Source organism: Nonomuraea sp. NPDC049649 (assembly GCF_040675175.1).
In the GTDB taxonomy this organism is placed as follows: domain Bacteria; phylum Actinomycetota; class Actinomycetes; order Streptosporangiales; family Streptosporangiaceae; genus Nonomuraea.
This window is the reverse complement of record NZ_JBFAOH010000010.1, coordinates 176,936-199,980: the sequence shown is the minus strand read 5'-3', so window position 1 is coordinate 199,980 and position 23,045 is coordinate 176,936. Positions and strand designations below refer to the sequence as shown.

At 72.1% G+C, this 23,045-nt stretch carries 17 protein-coding genes and 1 riboswitch; of the genes, 12 read left to right on the top strand and 5 right to left on the bottom strand.

The window, feature by feature from the left end; genetic code table 11:
- Nucleotides 1-656: 656 nt before the first annotated feature.
- The 7 genes from AB0J42_RS16525 to AB0J42_RS16495 all read left to right on the top strand — a co-directional run bounded on the left by AB0J42_RS16525 (nt 657) and on the right by AB0J42_RS16495 (nt 9,234).
- Nucleotides 657-944 carry a hypothetical protein gene (locus AB0J42_RS16525; protein WP_364294623.1) on the top strand — a complete coding sequence of 96 codons (288 nt, stop codon included), beginning with the start codon at nt 657-659 and terminating at the stop codon, nt 942-944.
- 9 nt (nt 945-953) lie between these two features.
- Entirely contained in the window at nt 954-2,777 is a 1,824-nt protein-coding gene (glmS, locus tag AB0J42_RS16520) for a glutamine--fructose-6-phosphate transaminase (isomerizing) (RefSeq protein ID WP_364294620.1), read from the top strand.
- A 97-nt stretch (nt 2,778-2,874) separates the two neighbouring features.
- The gene (locus AB0J42_RS16515) at nt 2,875-3,612 is read left to right on the top strand and encodes an SAM-dependent methyltransferase (protein WP_364294617.1); all 738 of its coding nucleotides are present in this window, start codon (nt 2,875-2,877) and stop codon (nt 3,610-3,612) included.
- 75 nt (nt 3,613-3,687) lie between these two features.
- Nucleotides 3,688-4,602 carry a tripartite tricarboxylate transporter substrate-binding protein gene (locus AB0J42_RS16510; protein WP_364294614.1) on the top strand — a complete coding sequence of 305 codons (915 nt, stop codon included), beginning with the start codon at nt 3,688-3,690 and terminating at the stop codon, nt 4,600-4,602.
- 32 nt (nt 4,603-4,634) lie between these two features.
- Nucleotides 4,635-4,833, top strand: a riboswitch (cobalamin riboswitch).
- A 90-nt stretch (nt 4,834-4,923) separates the two neighbouring features.
- The gene (locus AB0J42_RS16505; RefSeq protein WP_364294611.1) at nt 4,924-7,068 is read left to right on the top strand and encodes a ribonucleoside-diphosphate reductase subunit alpha; all 2,145 of its coding nucleotides are present in this window, start codon (nt 4,924-4,926) and stop codon (nt 7,066-7,068) included.
- A 12-nt stretch (nt 7,069-7,080) separates the two neighbouring features.
- Complete coding sequence (locus tag AB0J42_RS16500) at nt 7,081-8,076, top strand: ribonucleotide-diphosphate reductase subunit beta (RefSeq protein WP_364294608.1); 996 nt, start codon at nt 7,081-7,083, stop codon at nt 8,074-8,076.
- A 21-nt stretch (nt 8,077-8,097) separates the two neighbouring features.
- Nucleotides 8,098-9,234, top strand: coding sequence for a mechanosensitive ion channel family protein (locus AB0J42_RS16495; protein ID WP_364294605.1), 1,137 nt, complete (start codon nt 8,098-8,100; stop codon nt 9,232-9,234).
- A gap of 113 nt (nt 9,235-9,347) precedes the next feature.
- Here AB0J42_RS16495 and AB0J42_RS16490 read toward each other — a convergent pair whose 3' ends face one another.
- Together AB0J42_RS16490 and AB0J42_RS16485 are read right to left on the bottom strand one after the other, a co-directional pair.
- On the bottom strand, nt 9,348-9,803 hold the full coding sequence (locus tag AB0J42_RS16490) for a hypothetical protein (protein ID WP_364294602.1): 456 nt from the start codon (nt 9,801-9,803) through the stop codon (nt 9,348-9,350).
- Nucleotides 9,804-9,889: 86 nt separating this feature from the next.
- Entirely contained in the window at nt 9,890-10,165 is a 276-nt protein-coding gene (locus AB0J42_RS16485) for a DUF3040 domain-containing protein (protein ID WP_364294599.1), read from the bottom strand.
- 82 nt (nt 10,166-10,247) lie between these two features.
- Between AB0J42_RS16485 and AB0J42_RS16480 the strand changes: the two genes are divergently transcribed.
- Both AB0J42_RS16480 and AB0J42_RS16475 read left to right on the top strand, forming a co-directional pair.
- The gene (locus AB0J42_RS16480) at nt 10,248-10,673 is read left to right on the top strand and encodes a MarR family winged helix-turn-helix transcriptional regulator (protein ID WP_364294596.1); all 426 of its coding nucleotides are present in this window, start codon (nt 10,248-10,250) and stop codon (nt 10,671-10,673) included.
- An 11-nt stretch (nt 10,674-10,684) separates the two neighbouring features.
- On the top strand, nt 10,685-11,353 hold the full coding sequence (locus AB0J42_RS16475; RefSeq protein ID WP_364294593.1) for a DUF2249 domain-containing protein: 669 nt from the start codon (nt 10,685-10,687) through the stop codon (nt 11,351-11,353).
- A gap of 4 nt (nt 11,354-11,357) precedes the next feature.
- On the opposite strand, the gene AB0J42_RS16470 is transcribed toward AB0J42_RS16475, so the two are convergent.
- Both AB0J42_RS16470 and glgC read right to left on the bottom strand, forming a co-directional pair.
- Nucleotides 11,358-11,645, bottom strand: a complete 288-nt coding sequence (locus tag AB0J42_RS16470; protein WP_364294590.1) for a hypothetical protein — start codon at nt 11,643-11,645, stop codon at nt 11,358-11,360.
- Nucleotides 11,646-11,654: 9 nt separating this feature from the next.
- Nucleotides 11,655-12,890 (bottom strand): glucose-1-phosphate adenylyltransferase, encoded by a 1,236-nt coding sequence (gene glgC, locus AB0J42_RS16465; RefSeq protein WP_364294587.1) that lies wholly within the window; start codon nt 12,888-12,890, stop codon nt 11,655-11,657.
- A 168-nt stretch (nt 12,891-13,058) separates the two neighbouring features.
- Between glgC and glgA the strand changes: the two genes are divergently transcribed.
- Together glgA and AB0J42_RS16455 are read left to right on the top strand one after the other, a co-directional pair.
- A complete protein-coding gene (gene glgA, locus AB0J42_RS16460) occupies nt 13,059-14,228 on the top strand; it encodes a glycogen synthase (protein WP_364294584.1) in 1,170 nt (389 codons plus the stop codon).
- A 66-nt stretch (nt 14,229-14,294) separates the two neighbouring features.
- Complete coding sequence (locus AB0J42_RS16455; RefSeq protein ID WP_364294581.1) at nt 14,295-15,773, top strand: Nramp family divalent metal transporter; 1,479 nt, start codon at nt 14,295-14,297, stop codon at nt 15,771-15,773.
- Here AB0J42_RS16455 and AB0J42_RS16450 read toward each other — a convergent pair whose 3' ends face one another.
- Nucleotides 15,774-16,178, bottom strand: a complete 405-nt coding sequence (locus AB0J42_RS16450; protein ID WP_364294578.1) for a nitroreductase family deazaflavin-dependent oxidoreductase — start codon at nt 16,176-16,178, stop codon at nt 15,774-15,776.
- 96 nt (nt 16,179-16,274) lie between these two features.
- Here AB0J42_RS16450 and AB0J42_RS16445 point away from each other — a divergent pair, with 96 nt between their 5' ends.
- Nucleotides 16,275-22,718: a CHAT domain-containing protein gene (locus AB0J42_RS16445; RefSeq protein ID WP_364294575.1), complete on the top strand. Its 6,444-nt coding sequence runs from the start codon at nt 16,275-16,277 to the stop codon at nt 22,716-22,718.
- The last annotated feature ends 327 nt before the right edge of the window (nt 22,719-23,045 follow it).

Here is a 23,045-nt window from a genome sequence, read left to right as displayed (position 1 = left end):
GCGACGAGGGGGCACCGATGTCCGCCCCTGAAAGGTGTCCGCTTAGGGCATGAGAAGGGCGGGCGGTGTGAGGAGGACGGGCGCTGGTTTGAGGTCCGCTTAGGGCGTGAGAAGGGCGGATGCCGGCGTCACGCCCGCTTGAGGTGTGGGAAAGGCCGGTGTCGGTGGGGAGGGGGCGGGCGGTGTCGCCGCGGGCGTCGCCGTGATCGTGACCCGGCGCAAGCGTACGGGGGACCGGGCCGGAGTGGCCGCTGGACAGGGGGACAGAGCCGGTGAGGAGGGACGGGTCCACCAGGTGCATGGGGCCGTAGCCGCCCGCCGTGGAGGGTTCGCCGGGGTGGGCGTCCCAGCGGGACTGCAGGTATGAGAGGCCCAGCAGCACGCTGACCGGCACCCCGTACTCGCGGGCCGCCGCGGCGAAGTCGCCCTGGCGTCCCTCCGGCTGGCCGGCCAGGACGGCGGCGGCGACGACGACCTGCAGCAGCATGACGAACCCCCACAAAGAGAAACCAGATCAATACTCAGCGTGACCATTCCCGGAGACGTGAGAGTTCTACCGAGACGAGGGTGCGGATTGGGAGAAGAAGGAGGAGTACTAGGGCTAAGTCCTGCCCGATATCGGGCAGGATGTTGCCGTGTCTCATGGCATCTGCGTAATGTCCTCGTCTGTGGCTACGGCGCGGCACCCCTACGAGGACCTCATCGCCCATCTCATCAGGACCACCCCCCTCGGTCCGGGAGAAGCGGCACGTGTGGTGGACGACGTGCTGTCGTACTTCTCCGAGTCCGTGGAGGAGTTCGTGCGGCGGCGTCACGGAGAGCTGCAGGCGCGCGGCCTGACCAACGATGAGATCTTCCCCCGGGTCGCCGCCGAGCTGAGGAACCGCCGGGTGGCGGCCCCGGAGCTTTCGCTGCGCCAGCTGCGCCGGATCGTTTACGGATAGGAGACTCGGATGTGCGGAATCGTCGCGTACGTAGGGCCGAAGGACGCGGCCCCGATCCTGCTCGAAGGGCTGCAGCGGCTGGAGTACCGCGGCTATGACTCCGCGGGGATCGTCGTCTCCGGCAAGGGGGGGCTCAAGGTCCGCAAGGTCAAGGGCAGGGTCGCCGACCTGGCCAAGGTGGTTCCGGCCCGGTTCAAGGGCACGCTGGGCATCGGCCACACGAGGTGGGCCACGCACGGCGCGCCGAGCGACGTGAACGCGCATCCGCATCTGTCGTCCGACGAGCGCATCGCGGTGGTGCACAACGGCATCATCGAGAACGCCGACGAGCTGCGCGCCAAGCTGATGGCCGACAGCGTGGAGTTCCGTTCCGAGACCGACACCGAGGTGCTGGCCCACCTGATCGCCCGCGCCGTGGACGAGAACGACTCCCTGGAGGAGGCCGTACGGAAGTCGCTCAACAGCGTCGTCGGCACGTACGGGATCGCGGTGGTCGACGCCGAGCGGCCGGGCGAGGTGGTGGTGGCCCGCAACGGCAGCCCGATCGTGCTGGGCATCGGCGAGAAGGAGATGTTCGCCGCCTCCGACGTGGCGGCGCTGGTCCGCTACACGCGCCAGGTGGTGCACCTGGAGGACGGCGAGCTGGCCGTGCTGCGCGCCGACGGGTTCCACACCTTCTCCAGCGACGCCCGCGAGACCGCCAAGGAGCCGCTGACCGTCGACTGGGACGCCGGTCATTACGACACCGGCGGCTACGAGCACTACCTGCTCAAGGAGATCTCCGAGCAGCCGGAGACGATCGCCCGCACCATGAGCGGCCGTCTCAACGAGCGGTTCAGCGTGGCCCACCTGGGCGGGCTCAACATGGACGCCCGCGAGACCCGCTCCTTCCGCCGGGTGAAGATAATCGGCTGCGGTTCCGCGTACTACTCCGGCCAGATCGGCGCGCAGCTGATCGAGGAGCTGGCCCGCATCCCGGCCGACGCCGAGCCCGCCAGCGAGTTCCGCTACCGCAACCCCGTCGTCGAGCAGGACACCCTCTACATAGCGATCAGCCAGTCCGGCGAGACGTACGACACGCTCGCCGCCGTGCAGGAGCTCAAGCGCAAGGGCGGCCGGGTGATCGGCATCGTCAACGCGGTCGGCAGCGCCATCGCCCGCGAGGTCGACGGCGGCGTCTACCTGCACGCGGGCCCGGAGGTGTCGGTGGCCTCGACCAAGGCGTTCACCTCGACCGCGGTGGCGTTCGCGCTGCTGGCGCTCCACCTGGGCCGGGTGCGCGACCTGTCGCCGGCCGACGGCCGGCGCATCTGCGAGGGCCTGCGCAGGCTGCCCGACCAGGTGGAGGAGATCCTCACCCAGGGCGACAAGATCGCCGAGCTGGCGCGCAAGTACGCCAAGCACGCGGGCATGATGTTCGTCGGCCGGGTCCGCGGCTACCCGGTGGCCCGGGAGGGCGCGCAGAAGCTCAAGGAGATCTCGTACGTGCACGCCGAGGCCTACCCGGCCAGTGAGCTCAAGCACGGCCCGCTCGCGCTGATCGGCCCGGAGATGCCGACGGTGGCGATCGTCCCCGACGACGAGCTGCTCGACAAGAACCTCACCACGCTCGGCGAGATCCGCGCCCGCGGCGGCAGCGTGCTGATGGTCGGCCACCGCGAGCCGGACGCCAAGCTGGCCGAGGACTGCATCGTGGTGCCCAAGAACGAGATCGAGCTGGACCCGATCCTGCTCACGATCCCGCTCCAGCTCTTCGCCTACCACGCCGCGGTGGCGCTGGGCAGGGACGTCGACAAGCCCCGCAACCTGGCCAAGAGCGTTACGGTCGAGTAGCGGAAAGGCGGGGTTAGCAAACCCTTACCGTTCGGCTGGGTCATAGTCGGAATCCCGCCCGTGTCGCCCGCGGAGGTGAGCGCCTAGGCTCGAAAAGGTGCCTCAGTCAGACCCTCACACTCCCAACCCCGACACTCCCAATCTCGCCCGGATGTACGACTACCTCCTCGGCGGGAAGGACAACTTCGCGGTCGACCGCGAGGCCCTGGACCGGCTGGCCGACCTCATCCCGGAGGCGGTGCCGCAGGCGCGCGCCGCCCGGGGGTTCCTCCAGCGCGCGGTACGATACGCCGCCGCGCAGGGCGTCGACCAGTTCCTGGACGTGGGCAGCGGCCTGCCCACGCAGGGCAATGTGCACGAGGTGGTCCCGGACGCCCGGGTCGTCTACGTCGACCACGACCCGGTGGTGGCCGAGCACGGGCGGGCGCTGCTGGGCGACCGGGACCGGGCGGTCTTCGTCGAGGCCGACCTGCTCGACCCGGTGCGGATGCTGGACCAGGCCGCCGCCCACCTCGACCCGGCCCGCCCGGTCGGGGTGCTGCTGGTGTCGGTGCTCCACTTCGTGCCCGACAGCGTGAACCCGCACGCCGTGCTCGCCTGCCTGCGGGGTGCGCTGGCGCCGGGCAGCCACCTGGCGATCGCGCACGCCACCTCCTCGGGCGACGCCCCGGCGGGCGGCACCCGCCGGGGCCCGGAGGAGATCCAGGCGTTCTTCGGCGACTTCGTCATGGTCGAGCCCGGCCTGGTGCAGGCCCACGAGTGGCGGCCCGACCGGCCGCGGCTGGTCGGCGGCACCCGGCTGCCGCTGCTGGCCGGGATGGCCTGGAAACCTTAGCGGGTGATATCCGGCATGTGTAACTCTGTGTGATCTGTCAATAACCTGAAGTGGATACTTCGGGGGAGGCGGTTCATGCGGCGAAGGCGGTTCCTCACATCGGGCCTGGGAGTGGCCGCCTGCCTGGCGGGCTGCGGCCGGTCTGCGGGGAAGCCGCCCGGCTCGTACGAGATCCTGCCCGGCGGCGAGCGCTGGGGGCGCGTCGCCGACGCGTTCGCCCGGGCGGCCCGCGCGGAAGGCTACAAGGTCGGCGGGCCGGGGCCGGTCACCACGCTCACCGTCACCGGGCTGCCCGCGCTCGCCGCCGCCGCGCTGAACGCGGCCGAGTCGCCCCTCGACGGCGCCACCCCGCTCGCCCGGCTGGCCGGCGAGGTGGGGGTGGTGCTGGTGCCGCAGGACTCGCGGTTCGCCACCTTCGACGCGTTCGGCGCCCACCTGCGCGCCGGTCCCGCCGGGACGCCGCTCGCGGGCGGGCCGCAGGGCTCGCCCGACCATCTGCTGTTCGGGCTCATCGCCCGGGGACTCGGCGCCGACACGCGGCAGGTCGACTACACCGGCTACCCCGGCACCGCCGAGGCCGCGGGCGCGCTGCTGGCCGGGCGCGTCGCCGCCGCGGCCGGCACGCTCGCCGGCTGGCGGCCCTACATCGACGGGGGCCGGGTGCGGGTGCTGGCCGTCTCGTGCGCCGAGCGGTTCCCCGGGGTGGACGCGCCCAGCCTGCTGGAGTGCGGAGTCCGGGTCAACTTCACGAGCTGGAGCGCCGCCGTCGGGCCCGGCGACATGCCCGAGACGGCCCGCGCCGCGGCCGTCGGCATGTGCGAGGAGGTGACCGGCTCGCCCGGCTGGCGCCGCACCTGCCAGGAGGGCGGCTGGTCGGTGGTCCCGCTGGCCGGGGAGCTCTTCGCCGCCTGGGTCGCCGCCGAGATCCGCCGCACCAAGACCGTGCTCCAGGACCTCGGCCTCCTCGAAAGCGGCAAGGGCACAACATGATGTGGTGGTTGCGGAAGCAGCCACTAGATGTAGGATCACGTTCGTTCGCCGGTCCGCCCCCGCCCGGGGCGGCGCAAAAGGGAACCCGGTGCGAATCCGGGGCTGCCCCGCAGCGGTGAGCGGGAACGACCGCCGTCAACGAGCACTGGAAGCCATCCGGGAAGCGACGGCCAGTAGGAGTGTGCCAGACGCCCGCGAGCCCGAAGACCTGCCGGCGATCCACCATGTCCAGGGCCTCGAGGGAGGGCCCGGGGGCGTAGCGGCGCGCGCCGCCGTGCTCTCGCGTGCCCTCACGGGGCCGAGCTCGCGAGGAGAGAGCACGTGACACAGATCGTCGAGGGTGACCGGCGGCAGGCCATCGAGGAGGCCGCCGCCCGGGTGATCACCGACCCGGCGAACTCGCGGGTGGCCGCCGGGCTGCTCGCCGAGGAGATCGCCGAGGAGGCCGCCGCGGAGGGGGTGCGGACGTTCTCCGAATCCGTCGCCGCCACCCACGCGGCCGGGCTGATCCAGGACGGGCTCGCGGAGTTCGTCGCCGCGCACGCCGCCGAGCTGGACGCGCTCGTCCGCGACGAGGCGGACGGCCGCTTCGAGTACTTCGGGCTGCGCACCGTCTACGACCGCTACCTGCTGCGCCACCCCGTCAGCCGGGCCGTGCTGGAACGGCCCCAGCACTTCTTCCTCCGCGTCGCCTGCGGGCTGTCGCGGACCGTCGCCGAGGCCGCCGAGCTCTACCGGCTGATGTCCAGCCTGTCCTACCTGCCCAGCTCGCCGACGCTGTTCAACGCGGGCGCGCGCCGCCCGCAGCTCTCGTCGTGCTTCCTGCTCGACTCGCCGCGCGACGAGCTGGAGGCGATCTACGAACGGTACGGTCAGGTCGCCCGGCTGTCGAAGTACGCGGGAGGCATCGGCATCTCGTGGACCCGGATCCGCTCCCGCGGCTCGCTGATCCGCGGCACCAACGGCCACTCCAACGGCATCGTCCCGTGGCTGCGCACCCTGGACGCCTCGGTCGCCGCGGTCAACCAGGGCGGCCGGCGCAAGGGCGCCGCCTGCGTCTACCTGGAGACCTGGCACGCCGACATCGAGGAGTTCCTGGAGCTGCGCGACAACACCGGCGAGGACGCCCGCCGCACCCACAACCTCAACCTGGCCAACTGGGTGCCCGACGAGTTCATGCGCCGCGTCGAGGCCGACGAGGTCTGGTCGCTGTTCGACCCGAAGGAGGTCCCCGACCTGCCCGACCTGCACGGCGAGGCGTTCACCCGCGCCTACCGGGCCTACGAGGCCGAGGGCCGCCACGTACGGCAGATCCCGGCCAGGACCCTGTACGGCCGGATGATGCGCACGCTCGCGCAGACCGGCAACGGCTGGATGACCTTCAAGGACGCGGCCAACCGCACCTCCAACCAGACCGCCCGGCCGGAGAACGTCATCCACCTGTCCAACCTGTGCACCGAGATCCTGGAGGTCACCAGCGACGGCGAGACCGCGGTCTGCAACCTCGGCTCCGTCAACCTCGCCGCCCACCTCGACGGGCACAGCGGCCTCGACTGGGAGCGGCTGCGCGCCACCGTCCGCACCGCCGTGCGGTTCCTGGACCGCACCATCGACCTCGGCTTCTACCCGACGCCCGAGGCCGAGAAGGCCAACCTGCGCTGGCGGCCCGTCGGGCTCGGCGTGATGGGGCTGGCCGACGTGTTCTTCGCACTCCGCCTGCCGTTCGACTCGCCGCGGGCGCTGGAGCTGTCCACCCGCATCGCCGAGGAGATCGCGCTGGCCGCCTACGACACCTCGGCCGACCTGGCAGCCGAACGCGGGCGGCACCCCTCGTACGACGACACCCGCGCCGCGACCGGCGTGCTCCACCCCGACCACTACGGCGCCGCCGGCTCGCCGCGCTGGGACGCGCTCCGCGAGAAGATCGCCGTCACCGGGCTGCGCAACTCGCTGCTCGTCGCCGTCGCGCCGACCGCCACCATCGCCTCCATCGCCGGCTGCTACGAGTGCATCGAGCCGCAGGTGTCCAACGTGTTCAAGCGGGAGACCCTGTCGGGCGAGTTCCTCCAGGTCAACCGCTATCTCGTGGCCGACCTGCGGGAGCGCGGGCTGTGGACGGACCGTACCCGCGACGAGCTGAAACGCGCCGACGGCTCGGTGCAGCAGGTGCCCGGCATCCCCGACGACCTCAAGCTGCTCTACCGCACCGCCTGGGAGCTGCCGCAGAAGGCGCTCATCGACCTGGCCGCCGCCCGCCAGCCCTACGTCGACCAGGGGCAGTCGCTCAACCTGTTCATGGCCGCGCCGACCATCGGCAAGCTCTCGTCGATGTACGCCTACGCCTGGAAGCGGGGCCTGAAGACCACGTACTACCTGCGTTCCCGCCCGGCCACCCGGATCGCGCAGACCACCGTCCAGCAGGCCTGCTCGCTGGAGAACCCCGACATCTGCGAAGCCTGCCAGTAAGGAGACCTGCTCATGCTGCTCGACCCCGGAATGGACCTCACCCTGCGCCCGATGCGCTACCCGGACTTCTACGAGCGTTACCGGGCCGCCATCCGCAACACCTGGACGGTGGAGGAGGTCGACCTGCACTCCGACGTGGCCGACCTGGCCCGGATGACCGCCCAGGAACGGCACCTGATCAACCGGCTGGTCGCGTTCTTCGCCACCGGCGACTCGATCGTCGCCAACAACCTGGTGCTCAACCTCTACCAGCACGTCAACGCCCCCGAGGCCCGGCTCTACCTGAGCCGGCAGCTCTTCGAGGAGGCCGTGCACGTGCAGTTCTACCTGACGCTGCTCGACACCTACCTGCCCGACCCGGACGAGCGGGTCAAGGCGTTCGCCGCGATCGAGCACATCCCGTCGATCCGCGACAAGGCCGAGTTCTGCTTCCGGTGGATCGACTCGATCGGCGACCTGAAGCGCCTGGAGAGCCCCGCCGACCGGCGGCGGTTCCTGCTCAACCTCATCTGCTTCGCCGCCTGCATCGAGGGGCTGTTCTTCTACGGTGCCTTCGCGTACGTCTACTGGTTCCGCTCCCGCGGCCTGCTCAGCGGGCTCGCCACCGGGACGAACTGGGTGTTCCGCGACGAGTCCATGCACATGGAGTTCGCCTTCAGCGTCGTCGACACCGTCCGCGCCGAAGAGCCCGGCCTCTTCGACGACGAGCTGACCGAGCAGGTCGGCCGCATGATGGAGGAGGCGGTCGCCGCCGAGCTGGCCTTCGCCCGCGACCTGTGCGGCGACGGCATGCCCGGCATGTCCGCCGAGCAGATGCGCGCCTACCTGGAGTACGTCGCCGACCAGCGGCTGGCCAGGCTCGGCATGCCGAGACGCTACGGTTCCGCGAACCCGTTCGCCTTCATGGAACTCCAAGACGTACAGGAGCTGGCAAACTTCTTCGAACGCCGCGTATCCGCTTACCAGATCGCAGTCGAGGGCAATGTGACCTTCGACGAGGCTTTCTAGATCTTCAGGAGGTCGCTTCACGTGCATGTCCCCGGCGCCTGGCTGAACCTGGCCGCCGCCGTGATCGGTGCGGTCCTCGGCCTGGAACTGACCCGGCAGATCCTGATCCGGGTGGGGCGCAAGTGGCCGGTCAGCCGCCGGCTGGTCAAGCGCTGCCACTGGCCGGCGGTGGCGACGGCCGCGCTGATGACCTTCAACATCATGTTCTACCCGCTGATGATCGGCACGACCCCGCAGGAGCGGGCGTTCGGCGAGTCCGTCGAGCGGGTCATGACGTTGCTGATCATCGGCGCGGTGACCTGGCTGCTCATCCGGGTCATGTACGCCTTCACCGACGTCGCGCTCGAACGGCTCGACCTCGTCGAGGGCGAGCGCAACCTGCGGGCCCGGCGCTTCAAGACCCAGATCACGCTGGTGCGCCGGGTCACCACCGCCACCGTCGTGGTGATCGCGTTCGGCTCGATGCTGTTCACCTTCCCGCAGGTGCAGGCGCTCGGCGCCGGTCTGCTCGCCTCCGCCGGCATCGCGGGCGCGGTCGTCGGCATCGCCGCCCAGCCCACCCTCGGCAACATGCTCGCCGGGCTGCAGCTCGCCTTCAGCGACGCGCTCCGCCTGGACGACGTGGTCGTGGTGCAGAAGGAGTGGGGCAGGATCGAGGAGCTCACGCTCACCTACGTCGTGGTCCGGCTGTGGGACGAACGGCGCCTGGTCCTGCCCGTCTCCTACTTCACGCAGAACTCGTTCGAGAACTGGACCCGGCACGGCAGCCGGGTCCTCGCCGTCGTCTACCTGCGGGTCGACTGGTCGGTGCCGGTCGAGCGGCTGCGCGAGGAGCTCTACAAGTACCTGCAGACCAACCCGCTCTGGGACCAGAAGGACTGGACCCTCCAGGTGACGGACGTGCAGTCCAACGGGCTGGTCGAGCTGCGCTGCCTGATGAGCGCCGCCGACTCGGCCTCCGCCTGGGACCTCAAGTGCGACGTCCGCGAGTTCATGATCGGATTCGTACGGGAGAACTACCCCGACGCCCTGCCCCGCTTCCGCGTCGACCTGCCGGAGCCCCCTTCCGCCAGGAAAACCGCTGGCGCTGAAAGCGATCATCCGGTTACGGTTCCGAACACCGGCCCTGAAAGAAGAGGGCCGCGGGCACCGATCTGACCGGCGGGAGTGGCGACCCCCGGCCGGACACGGCCCTCGCCCCGGGCACGGCTACGCCGGCCCGGCCCGGGGCCATTCGGGTCTTCAGAAAATACCGCTCCGAGAGCGGGTGATCATCCGGCGCTGTACTCCAGGTCGATGGAGTCCGTGTGGGAGCTCCACGTCAGATTCAGGCGCCAGCAGCCGGGCTCCGGCAGGTCGACCGCCGAGGGGCCGGGCCCGTGCTCGATGGTGATGCGGGTCGGCTCGCCCACGCCGTTCAGCCGGGCCTCGATGAGCAGCGGCTCGGACGGGGTCACCGGCACCTTGGAACGCCACAGGATCTTGTTGCCCCGGTCCGGCAGCGGCGGGCTGTGCAGGGGATAGCCGAACAGGACGGCGAGCATGTCGCCGCGGCGGCTCGACGCGTAAGGCGCTTCCGCGCCGGGGCTGAAGCCCGCCCGGGCCCAGAGCGGCACTTCGCCCTTGATCACCCGGGATTCGCACGGCGGTGTGGCCGTCTGCTGGGTCGGCAGGCAGGCGGCGGTGAGAAGGACCGCTGCCGCCGCCATGACGTGGTGCGAGCGCATCGAGCGGACCCCCGGGGGACGACGGATGGCGGCAGATCACCGCCAACGTACTCCAGCGAAGGGGTTGCTGCCTATCCCTCGATACCTCAGTCCTCGTAAGGGTGTTCGCGTGCGTACCAGACCCAGGCGGCCAGCACGGCGAAGAGCAGGGCGATGATCGGCGACCCGGCCATCAGCATGATCAAGGCGGAGGACGAGCTGATGACGAGGAGGAGCGTGTAGGTCCGGCGTGACAGGTCGCGGGTCGCGGGACGGGGCAGATGTCGCGCGTTGGTGTGGAGGGATTTGGCGAACTCCGGATCCTCGGCTCGCAGGCGGCGCTGGATCTCGTGCAACTCGTCGCGTTCGCTGTCGTCGAGCACGGCACACCTCCTTGGGTGCGCGCCAGGTGCGGGTCTATCCACCCGGTGCAAAATACATCGTAACACGATATATCCTAGATCCATGGGCGCCCACCAGGAGACAGAGCCCCTGTCGAAGCAGGACTTCGAAGCGCTCGCGCGGTTCCGCTACGGCATCCGCAGCTACCTGCGCTTCAGCGAGGAGGCGGTGCGCGCCGCGGGCCTCGCCCCGCAGCAGTACCAGCTCATGCTGGCGCTCAAGGGCTTCCCCGGCCGCGACTGGGCGACCGTCCGCGAGCTGGCCGACCGGCTGCTGCTGCGCCACCACAGCGTGGTCGAGCTGGTCAGCCGCGCCCAGCGGCAGGGCTTGGTACGCCGCAGCGCGCACCCCGACGACGGCCGGGCCGTGCGGGTGCTGCTGACCCCCGAGGGGGAGCAGGTGCTGGCCCGCCTGAGCGCGCTGCACCGCGACGAGCTGCGCCGCATCGACACCATGCTCACCCCGCCCACCTGGGGCGAGAGCGAGTGAGGAGAGATGTCATGGAGACGCTGCCCTCGGAACACGCCTACCTGCGCGACCAGATCACCGGCCGGGCCCTGCGCGTCCTGCGGGCCGCCGACGCCGGCCGATGGCCGCACGGGGAGCTGACGGCGCTGGCCGGCTACCTGCGCGCCGAGCTCATCAGGCAGGTCACCGACGAGGAACGGCTCATCTTCCCGGACCGGGAGCACACCCCCGAGCTGTCCCGGCTGGCCCGCGACCACGCGCGGCTGCGCGCCTGCGTGGACGTCATCGCCGGCGCCGCGCGCGGCTCCGGCACCCGGTCGCCCGCGACGCTCTCCACGATCGTCCGCGACCTGCTCGCCCAGCTCGACCACCACTTCGCCATCGAGCAGCTCGTGCTGGCCACGCCGGGCGGGCGGCTCACCTCCACCGCCGCGCTCGGCGCCCACCCGCACCGCTGGTACACGCTGACCGAGGGTCCCGCCGTCGACCTGGACGCGATCCCGGCCCGCGACCGGCTCCCCGCCGTCCGCGACCGCCTGCACCGGCTGGGCCGCGGCGAACAGCTCGACCTGTGCTCCGGCGCCGACCCGGGCAGGCTCTTCGACCGGCTCGCCGCGAGCGCGGGCGGCTACCGCTTCACCTACCTGGCCTGTGGGCCCGACCAGTGGCGGATCCGCGTCGCCCACCGCCTGGAGAGGTGACCCCTCACTCGCCCGTCCGCCAGACCGCCTCGAACGCCTCCGCGTCGATCTCGGTCAGGTCCCAGATCTCCAGCGGCTGGTCGGTGAGGAACCCGTGCTCGTCCTGGAGGTGGCGCCACCAGTAGCGGCGCAGCCGCCGCCCCCCGTCGATCTCCGCCTGCCGGATCGCCCAGTGCTCGCCGTCGCCCTCGACGCTCTCGAACAGCCACACGCCGCCGCGCTCGTCGTCGCCGCGCCAGTAGCGGCGCGGCAGCCCGGACTCGCTCAGCTCTCTGACCAGGGGAAGACGCACCCGGCCACTCTAGCGGTCGACGATCTCGTTCTTGCCGATCACCACCACGCCGCTGCGGGTCAGCGTGAAGCGGGCGCGGTCGTGCTCGGGGTCGAAGCCGATGCGGGCGCCGTCGGGGATGACGACGTTCTTGTCGATGATGGCCTTGCGGACGATCGCGCCCCGGCCGACCTTGACGTTCTCCATCAGCACCGAGTCCTCCACCAGGGAGTGGGAGTGGAGGACGACCTTGGGCGACAGTATCGACCGCACGGCGGTGCCGCCCGAGACGATCACGCCGGGGGAGACCAGCGAGTCGAGCGCCCGCCCGACCCGGTCGCCGTCGTTGTGCACGAACTTGGCCGGCGGCAGCGGGTCGTGGCCGGTGTGTATGGGCCACTTGTCGTTGTAGAGGTTGAAGATCGGGTGGGCCGAGATGAGGTCCATGTGGGCCTGGTAGTAGGCGTCGAGCGTGCCGACGTCGCGCCAGTAGCCGCGGTCGCGCTCGGTGGAGCCCGGCACCATGTTGTGGGCGAAGTCGTAGACCTCCGCCCCGCCCGACTTGACCATCATCGGGATGATGTTGCCGCCCAGGTCGTGCTTGCTGGTCGGGTCGAGCGCGTCCTCGCGGAGCGCGTCGATCATCGCCTGCGTCTTGAACACGTAGTTGCCCATCGAGGCGTAGACCTCGTCGGGGGAGTCGGCCAGCCCCACCGCGTCCTTCGGCTTCTCGCGGAAGGCCACGATGCGCTTGCCCTGCGGGTCGGTCTCGATCACGCCGAACTGGTCGGCCAGCGACAGCGGCTGGCGGATCGCCGCCACCGTCACGTCGGCGCCCGACTGCTCGTGCTGGTCGACCATCTGCCGGGGATCCATCCGGTATATGTGGTCGGCGCCGAACACGATCACGTGGTCGGGCATCTCGTCGTAGATCAGGTTGAGGTTCTGGAAGAGGGCGTCGGCCGAGCCCGAGAACCAGCGCGGCCCCAGCCGCTGCTGCGCGGGGACCGGGGTGACGTAGTTGCCCAGCATGGCGGAGAGCCGCCAGGTGCGCGAGATGTGGCGGTCCAGGCTGTGGTTCTTGTACTGGGTCAGTACGACGATCTTCAGGTAGCCGCCGTTGGCCAGGTTGGACAGCACGAAGTCGATGAGACGGTACATCCCCCCGAACGGCACCGCCGGTTTCGCGCGATCCGCCGTGAGAGGCATCAGCCTCTTGCCTTCGCCACCCGCCAGCACGACCGCAAGCACCCTCCGGGACCTCATGCCCTGGACGCTACCCCCAATCGGCGCTTCTATCGACGGAAGTCCGTCCACCTCTCACCTGTCTTGTTCGGCTCGATCCCGCTATGTCCCGCCATCGGCGCACCGGTCATTTCCGCTCGTGCGCCTGTCGCCGTATCGGATGTCCCGCCGGGCTCGTAAGGTCGAGTCATGCGAGTGGATCTGCTCAGCCGCGAGTACCCGCCGGAGGTCTACGGCGGTGCCGGCGTGCACCTGGAGTACCTCTCCCGCGAGCTGCGCGAGCTCGCCGACGTGCGGGTGCGGTGCTTCGGCGCCGAGCGCGCGGAGCCGGGGGTGTCGGCCTACCGGACGCCCCCCGGGCTGTCCGGCGCGAACGCGGCGCTCCAGGTGCTCGGCGTGGACCTGGAGATCGCCGCCGCCTGCGCGGGCGCCGACCTGGTCCACTCCCACACCTGGTACGCGAACTTCGCCGGGCATGTCGCCAAGCTGCTCCACGGGGTGCCGCACGTGGTCACCACGCACAGCCTGGAGCCGTTGCGCCCGTGGAAGGCCGAGCAGCTCGGCGGCGGCTACGCGATCTCGTCGTGGGCCGAGCGGACCGCGCTGGAGGCCGCCGACGCGGTGGTCGCGGTGTCGGCGGGCATGCGCCGCGACGTGCTGGCCGCCTACCCGCAGATCGACCCGGCCCGGGTGACCGTGATCCACAACGGCATCGACACCGCCGAGTACGCCCCGGACGACAACCACCAGGTCCTGAAAAAGTACGGAATCGACCGCGATCGGCCGTACGTCATCTTCGTCGGCCGGATCACCCGCCAGAAAGGCCTGGTCCACCTCCTGCACGCGGCGCGGTCCTTCGCCCCCGACGCGCAGCTCGTGCTCTGCGCCGGCGCGCCCGACACGCCGGAGATCGCCGCCGAGGTGACCGAGCTGGTACGGGGTCTCGACCGCAAGGGCGTGGTCTGGATCTCCGAGATGCTGCCCAAGCCCGAGGTGATCCAGCTCCTCACGCACGCCGCGGTCTTCGTCTGCCCGTCGGTCTACGAGCCCATGGGCATCGTCAACCTGGAGGCCATGGCCTGCGAGACGGCCGTGGTCGCGACGGCCACCGGCGGCATCCCCGAGGTGGTGGCCGACGGCGAGACCGGCCTGCTCGTACCGATCGACCAGGGACCCGACGGCACCCCGCACGACCCCGAGCGGTTCGCAGCCGACCTCGCCGAACGGGTGAACGCGCTGCTGGAGGAGCCGGAGCGGGCCCGCCGCATGGGGCTGGCCGGACGGGCGCGGGCCGTCGAGCACTTCTCCTGGTCCGCGATCGCCCGCCGCACGATGGAGCTGTACGCCTCGCTGGTGTGACATAGGTCTCATTTGGGCCTTGTCGGGCCCGCCGTTCAGGTCGACGCTGAACGGCAGGAGGCAGAGATGTCGCACCAGCTCGGAGTCAGCCGCCCGGACCTCGAAGTCGCCGACCTGCCCACACCGGAGGAGGTCTTCAACGTCCCCCGGCTCGGCAAGAAGGAGCTGTTCAAGTTCGCCGTGGGGCCGAGCCTGATCGCGCTCGGCATCTCCATCGGCAGCGGAGAATGGCTGCTCGGCCCGCTCAGCGTCGGCCAGTACGGATTCGTCGGCGTCGGCTGGGTCATCCTCGTCTCGGCCGTGCTGCAGACCTTCTACAACGTCGAGTGCGCCCGCTACGTCACCGCCACCGGCGAGACCCCGGTGGTCGGCTGGGGGCGGGTCCCGCCGGGCTGGAAACTCTGGATCCCGATCTCGGTCTTCGTCGTCATCTTCGCCTTCATCGCCGGCGGCTGGGCCGCCTCCGCCGGGCAGGGCGTGTACGCGCTCTTCCACGGCGAGGTCCCGCCCGCCGGAGCCGAAGAGCCGCGGTTATGGGCCATCGCGCTGCTCGTGCTCGTCTTCCTGATCACCGCGGCGGCCCGGCGGATCAGCCGCGCCCTGGAACTGGCCAACTGGCTCATGGTCGGGTCGATCCTCATCGCCCTGCTGATCATCGACCTGTTCCTCGTGCCGTGGGAGCTGTGGTGGGAAGGCATCAGGGGCTTCTTCACCCCGGCCGCGCCGCCCGCCGGCATCACCGCCACCCAGCTCGGCGGCCTCGCCGGGTTCACCGCCCTGGCCTCGGGACTGAACTGGTACGTGATGGGCCACTACCGCGACAAGGGCTACGGCATGGGCCACCGCGCCGGCTACATCTCCGGCCTGCGCGGCGGCCGGCGCGAGATCCTGGCCAGCGGCGTCACCTTCCCCGACGACGACCGCAACCGCGGCATGTGGCGGCGCTGGTACCGGCTGATCATGGTCGACATGTGGGGCGTCTTCTTCGTCGGCGCCATGCTGGGCATGCTGCTGCCCACCATCCTCATGGCCCACTCGGTGAACCTGTCGGGGAAGGAGCCCACCCGGGCCGACGTGCCCACCTTCGTCGCCGCCGCGCTCGGCGACGAGCACGGGCAGTTCATGTTCGTGCTCGTGCTGATCATGGGCGTGCTCATCCTGTTCAGCACCCAGCTGGGCATCTTCGAGGCGATGGTCCGCGTCACCACCGACGCCGCCCACGCCACCAGCCCCCGGCTGCGCCGGCTCATCGAAGGCGACCCGCGCCGCTTCTACTACCCGTTCATGATCCTGCTGCTGGTCGTGATCGCCGTCGTCATCCACCTGTCGCTGCCGGTCGCGCTGGTGGAATGGTCGGCCAACATGTCCAACCTCGGCGCGCTCATCTACCCGTTCATGCTCATGTACCTGAACAGCAAGCTGCCCAAGCCCGCCCGGGCCCACTGGTGGCACCACGTCATCCTGGTGCTCAACTTCCTGTTCTTCGGGTTCTTCTTCGTCAACTTCATCGCCGACTTCATCGGGGAGCCGCTCGTCACCTTCTGATCAGCGCCGGGGCTCCAGCACCACCACCGGGATCTTCCGGTCGGTCTTCGTGGTGTACTCGTCGTACTCCGGCCACGTCGCCGTCATCAGCCGCCACAGCTCCGGGCGCTCGGCGTCGGAGGCGGTACGGGCGTGCGCCGCGAACCGGTCACCCCTGACCTGCACCTCCACCTCCGGGTCCGCCGCCAGGTTCTTGTACCAGTCGGGATCGGCGGGGTCGCCGCCCTTGGACGCCACCACCACGAAGTCCCCGTCGTGCGCCTGATAGATCAGCGGCGTCGTGTACGGCTCGCCCGACTTGCGGCCCTTCGTGGTCAGCAGCAGGACTGTGGTGTCGTTCCAGTCGTGTCCTTCCGCGCCGTCGGTCTCGCGGTAACGCTTGACGTGTTCTCTGCCGTAGAGCATGCCCCGCGCCTACCCGCACGGTGCCCGGCATCACCTCGGCGCTCCGTACCGGACACTCCTGTACGGGAAGGACGCGCTGATGAGAGCCTAAGCACCATGAAAGATCCGGCTGTGGCGCTCGCTGCCCGAATCGAGGAGTTCGAACGGGCGGCGGACCCCCGGCTGGTGCTGGACGAGGCGGCGCTCGCCGAGGCCGAGGAGGCCATGCTGGCCTGCACCGGCGGCCCCCGCGACGCCGTCGTCTGGCAGCTGATCGGGGCCCTCCACCTGGCCCGCTACCGGCTCGGCACGGACGAGGACGAGGCCGCCGTCGCGGGCGTGTTCTTCGCCGCCGTCGCCGTGCTCGACCCCGGCGGGCTGCCCGAGCGGCTGCGCGGGCCGCACGTCCCCGCCGCCGGCTCCGCCGAGACCTGGGCGGGCCTGGCCGAACAGGTCTTCCGGCACGTCGACGTGTCCGCCCACCCGCACGTCGGGCACCTCGTCCACGCCATCCTCCGCCGCGCCCTCGCCGAACCCACCGCCGAAGTGTGCGACCGCCTCGGCCAGGCCCTGCTCGAACAGGCCCTGGACATCCCCGAACCCGCCTGGGCACCCGAGGCGCTGGCCCTCCTCGGCAACGGCCAGGTCCGCCTCTACCGGACCACCGGCGACGCCGGAGCGCTCGACGACGCCATCCACGCCCTCTTCCGCGCCGCCCTCGCCGACCCCGGCCACATGACGGACCTCGCCGCGGCGCTCGGCCACGCCCTGCCCGGCGACACCGACCTGATCCGCGCCTACCTCCTCGCCGCCGGCCGCCCCGCCGGCCCCGAACGCTCCTCCGCCCTCCTCGGCCTCCTCCGCCTGACGGCCGCCCGCGCCTCCGCCTCCTGCGCCGACGCCGACCTGCTGGCGCTCCTCCGGGTGGGGCAGGCCTGCCTCGACCACTGGCACGAGGCGGGCGCCCACCCGGCGGTCCTGTCCTGCTACGGTGCGGGACTCCTGGAGTGGTACGTGGTCACAGGCGACGCCCGCTCCCTGGAAGCAGGCCACGACATGCTCGCCACCCTGCCTTCCCCTGCGCCTGCCGCAGACTCGCCACCCACCGTTCTCCCGGCCCCGCTCTCTCCTGAGACCACGCCTGCCATCTCGGACTCGGCCTCAGGCCTGTCTTCGGCCGCCGCTGGGGAACCCGATCAGTTGCCAGGCGCCGGTGTGGAACCTTCCGGTGGTCGGTGGTCGGCCGTCGATGTAGCCCTTGGCCGGAAGTTGGCCGCCTACGCGGAGCCTGAGTGGTTTTCGGCTGCCTTCGTGGAGCCCGGCTGGTGGGTCGCCGAGCCGCAGCCCGGGGGACACCCGGACCCGGACTCCGCGGGGACGCAGACCGTTCCGTCACCCGCCTGGCACGTCCACCCGGCAGCGTCCCGTACGGACGATCCGGCGCTCCGGCTCGACCTGCTCGGCCAGCGCCACTGGCGGCGCCACCGGCGGACAGGCGACCCGGCTGACCTGGAGCTCGCCATACAGACCTTCCGCCAGGCGGTGGTACGCGCTCCGGAGGGACATCCCGACCGGCCGGCGTTCCTCGCCGACCTGGCCGGTGCCCTCCTGCACCGCGCCACCCAGACGGGTGACGGCGGCGCGGCTATCGCCACCGCCCGCGCCGCCGCCGACGCCTGCCCCGCACACCACCCCCACCGCCCCCGCATCCTCCTCCTGCTCGGCCGCGCGCTCTCCCTGAACCCCTCGCCCCGGGCAGCCGACGAGGCGGTCACAGTGCTCCGCGAGGCGATCGCGGCGGACCAGGAGCCACGCTTCCAGGCCGAAGCCCACGCGGCCCTCTCGGACGCGCTTCGCCACCGCGCAGACCTGGGCACCGAGGCCGAAACGGCTGACTACCCCGCCGACCTGGATCCCGCGGTCCAAGCGGCTGACCACCCCGCCGACCTGGACGTCGCGGTCCAAGCAGCCCGCCGGTCCGCCGAACTGGCCACCAAGACCACGGACGGCCACCCAGCCGATTCACCGGCTGCGGAAGCACGCGAAGTCTCGCCGGGAACCACCTCCGGCGAACCGGCCGCACCACCCCCCGTACCGGCGGCGCTGGTCAAGGGACTGCTGGCACGTTTCACCGTACGAGGTGACGAGCGGGACCTGACGGAGGCTCTGGAACTCGTCGGCAACCTGCCTGGAGGCGACCCGGAACTCACCTCCCTGCTCCGCCAGGCAATCAGCGCAGTACCGGCCGCCCCGGACGAGCCGCTGGCCGAGGCGGCGACCCGGCTGGCCATGATCCTGGACGACGATGAGACGGCCCGCGACCTGCTCCATCTTGCCGAACGCCACGCCCTCACCTCTATGCCCGGCATCCCGGAGACCGTGGCAGAGAACACAGCCAGCGGTGTCGCTGGAAGGGGAGGTCTGACCGCCTCTGAGACAGATGGCGCCACTGACGGCGACAGCCAGACAAAGGCTGAGGACGCCTTGCAGGCAGGTGCCTTCTGGGGCGGCGACGACGGCAGTGCCGAGGGCAGTGGCGCTGCCCGGGATGGCGGCGATGTGGCCGGTGCGGTTGAGGTTGGCAGGGATGGCGGCGACGTGGCCGGTGCGGTTGGCGTTGCCGAGTCCGGTCCGTCTGGGAGGGCTGTCCGGAAGGTGCGGGTGGCTGAGGCCGTAGGGGGTTTTCTGGTTGGCGCGGCTGCCGGGATGGCCGGGCGGGGGCGGCACCGGATGGCGATCGAGCTGCTGGAACGGGCCGAACGAATGTACGGGGAGGCCGGGGATGTGGCGCGGGCGGCGGATGCGTCCGCGCGGATGGGGCGCGAGCACGGGGAGCTCGGCGCGTGGGAGGCGGCGCTGCGGGCGTTCGAGCGGGCCGCCGACGGTTACCGGGCGATCGGGCTGGCCGGGGAAGAGGCGGCTCAGTGGGCCGCGATGGGGGACGCCTGCGTGAAGGCCGGGGAGCCCCGCCGGGCCGTCGGCTGCTACCAGCGGGCCGTCGAGCTGTGCAGGGAAGCGGGTCTGGAGGAGGACGAGGCCGCGTACCAGGAGAAGGCCGCCGTCGCGTACCTGGAGGCGGGCGACCGGGCGGCGGCGCTGGAACGCGCGGGCCGCGCCCGTGAGCTGCACCTGGCGCGCGGCGACGCGGAACGGGCCGCGCGGGCGCTCATCCCGGGCGCGCGGGCGGGCTCCGAGCTCGGGCACCTGCCCGCCGCCGCCGAGCTGATCAGCACCTGCGCCTCCGAACTGGAGGCGATCGGCAAGTGGGACGACGCCTGCCAGGCGCTCGACGGGCACGCGGTGCTGCTGTACGAGCTCGGGCACGCCGACCACGCCGCCGCCTGCGAGGCCGCCATCGTGGACGTGATACGGCGGCGCGGCCATCGGCGCGAGCCCGCCGACGAGTGGTACCACATCGCCCGCCGCCGGCTGTCCCGCGGTGACGTGCCGGGCGCCAGGCGGGCGTTCGAGCGGGCCGAGCGCGGCTACCATCAGCTCGGCCACCAGGACGGTGTCGCCGCCGTACGCCATCACCTCGGCGTGATCGGGTTCACCGGCGCCGGGATGGAGCGGGCGGCGCAGGACTTCGGGACGGCGGCCGAGGCGTTCGCGGCGGTGTCCGACGCCGGGCGCGAGGCCGCGGCCCGTACGATGCGCGCGGCCTGCCTGGTGGAGCTGGGCCGCTGCGACGAGGCCTGGGCCGAGCTGGACCGGGCGATGTGGCCCGCCGTCGAGGAAGGCGACCTCGCCGCGCTGTTCTCCATCACGTTGGTACGCGCCGCCGCCGACCTGCGTTCCGGCGGCCCGGACCAGGCCCTCGAACACCTCCGTACCGCGATGGGGCTGGCGGCGGGCGACCCGTTGCGGGAAGCCGTCGTCCACGACCGCCTGGCCCTGGTCCACGCGCACACCACCGACGTCCCGCCAACGGCCCAGAGCGGAACCGGCTCGTCGCTGAAGACCGCGAGGGGGCCTCACGGCGGAGAAAGCTGGGCGGTCGGGGCCGGCAGGGGGACCGCCGGTGTGGGGGACTCCCCGGCCGTGAGCGGCAGAGAGGCCGGGTCGGCGGCTGTGGTTGAGCATTTGGGGCCGGCCGTCGAGGGGTTCCGGGCGAGCGGGCGTGCGGGGCTGGCGGCGCTGGCTTCGCTGCGGCTCGGGTTCGCGCTGGAGGAGCGGGGTGACCTGCGGCGGGCGAGGAAGGCGATCGAAGACGGGCTGGGGGCGCCGGTGGCCGGGCCGGTGGGTGATGCTCCGTACGAGGTGATCCCTGTCGGCGGGGTGGATCCGGCGGTGCTGGTGCGGGTGGCCGAGCTGCGGTTCGCCGTGGGGGAGGTGACGCGGGGGCGGGCGGCGCTGGCGCAGGCGCTGGCCGCGGTGCGGCGCGTCGGCGCGGACCCGGCGCTGGCGGAACGGCTGGCTGAGCGGGTACGGATCGAGGACGCCGAGGAGGCGGGGGACCTGGCCGGGGCGCTCGAACTGGCAAGAAGGGCCGCCGATGCCACCGGGGACCCGCGCCGCCGTTCCGCACTGCTGGCCAAGCTCAGTGCGCTCGCGCTGGCGGCCGGCGATCCCGAGGGCGCTTACACGTACGCGTCACAGGGGTGTGAGCTGCGCGACGGGCTGCTGGCCGAGCACCTGCGCGGGCGCGGCGCCGCCGCGGTCGCGCTGGGACGCACGGCGGAGGCGATCGGGCATCTGTCGGAAGCCGTCCGGCTGGCGCGCGAGTCCGGGCAGGCGATGCCGGTCCGGCTGGTCGCCGCGCTCGGGACGCTCGGCGCGGCGCTGACGGAGGAGCGGCGGTGGTCCGACGCGCAGGCGGTGCTGGCCGAGGCACTGGCGCTGGCCGCCGGTCCCGCCTGGCGCGGCATGCGGGCGTCGCTGCTGGCCGTACGGGCGAGGACCCGCTACCGGCAGGGCGACGCGGACGAGGCGGCGGCCCTGTACCGGGAGGCGCTGGCGCTCGCGGAGGCGGCAGGCGACGACGCGACGGTGGCCACCGTGTGCCTGGAGCTGGCGCCGGTCCACGAGGCCGGGGGCGATCGGGACGAGGCGGTGCGGCTCGCGGAACGGGCCCTGGACATCGACCGGGCGCGCGGCCGGCTGCGGGCCGTGGTCCGCGACCTGATCACGCTGGGGCGGCTGGGGGAGAGCGAGCGGCTGGCGGAGGCGCTGCCGCTGGCGCAGCGGATCGGGTACGCCGAGGGGCAGGCCCTGGCGCTCACCGAACTGGCCGCGCTGGACCTGCGGGCCGGGCGGTTCTCCGGCGCCCGGGACCGCGCGACGGCCGCCATCGGCCTGCTGGACGGCAGCGCGCACCGTGCCGAGCTGGCCGCCGCCTACGCCACCAGGGCCGCCGCACGGGAGGAACTGGGCGAACCGGCCGCCGCCCTGGCCGACGTCGAGCACGCGAGCGACCTGCACGATCCCCGCCCGGGGGCCGTCGAGGCGCTTCGATCCAGGGCCGTGGGGCTGGCCGTCCGGCTGGGGCGCGCCGCCACCGCCTGGGCCCAGGCGGAACGGGCCAAGGAGACGCTGCTCGGCCCGGAGGAGGAGATCGCGCGGGTCATCGGCGGCGACGCCGGGCGGATCCTCGGCGTGCTGCCCGGCCGGACCGGCGTCGTCGCCTTCCACGCCGGTGAGACGTTCGTCAGCGTGGTGGCGCACCGCGACGGATGGGCGCTGCCCCGGGCGTTCGGCACCTCGGCGGGCCCGGAACTGCTCGCCGAGTTCGCGGCGGCGGCGCGGGCCGGGGAGAGCGGGCGGCGACGGGCCGAGCTGTGGCGGGCGGTCGCCGACCTGCTGCTCGGCGAGGCGGTCGAGGCGCTCGGCGACGACCTGGACGTGCTCTACCTGCTGCCCCACGGCGACCTGCACGGACTGCCGCTGCACGCGCTCGCCCCCGGCGGGCGGCTCCTGCTCGACCGCTACGTCGTCGCATACGCGCCGTCCGCCGCCACGCTGGCCCGGCTGGCGCTGCGCCGCACCGATCACGGCGGGCGGTCCCTGGTGGCCGGTCAGGGTGAGGAGGCCGACGCGATCGCCGCCGCGGTGGGCACCACTCCCGTCACCGCCGCAGCAGCGGACGCCACGCCGGTCACCGCCGCCGCGGTGGGCGCCACGCCCGTCACCGCCGCCGCCCGCGACCTGGAAGGCGTCTGGGACACCGTCCACCTGTCCTGCGCGGCCTGCTACGACGGCGCCGACCCGTACGGCTCCGGCCTCCGCCTCCCCGGCGGGCTGCTGAACGCCCGCGCGGTCAGGGACCTGCGGATCGAGGCCCGGCTCGTCTCCGTCGCGGGCTGCGAGCCGCCGCCCGCCGGTGCCGGCGTGACGGCGCTCGGGCACGCCCTGCTGCACGCGGGCGCCGCCGCGGCCCTGCTGCCCCTGTGGCCGGTGCATCCGGAGGTGGCGCGGGAACTGCTGCCGTCCTTCTACTCGCGTCTTGTCAGCAGCGGGCCGGGGGAGGCGCTCAGGCGGGCCACCCTGGAGTCGCGCGAGCTGTACGGATCATCCCGCCCGGAACTGTGGGCCCCTTACGCCCTGATCGGCCTGGCCGCCTGACCACCCTGACCGGCTCCTCCAGAACCAGCCCGGACCTCAGCAGACGCCCGAGTCGGTGGTGTCGACCTCCCACCCGGGCGACGCGGGTTGGCGGACCGGACGTCCAGTTCTGTGCGGGAAGGGGACTACATCCCGGTTCAGGTTGGTGTCCCCGGGGCGGCGTGCCGACGTCCCATCCGGGAGAGCGGCGTCGGCCTCCCACCAGCGTGGGGCGGGACACGTCCCATCAGGGGGGGCGGCCTTATCGGAGCGGCGGTTCCGATCTCCTGCCAAGTGCCGGGTGGCGGGAGGCGGGGGTGCTAGCGGGGTCGGGGGTGTGGGTGGCGG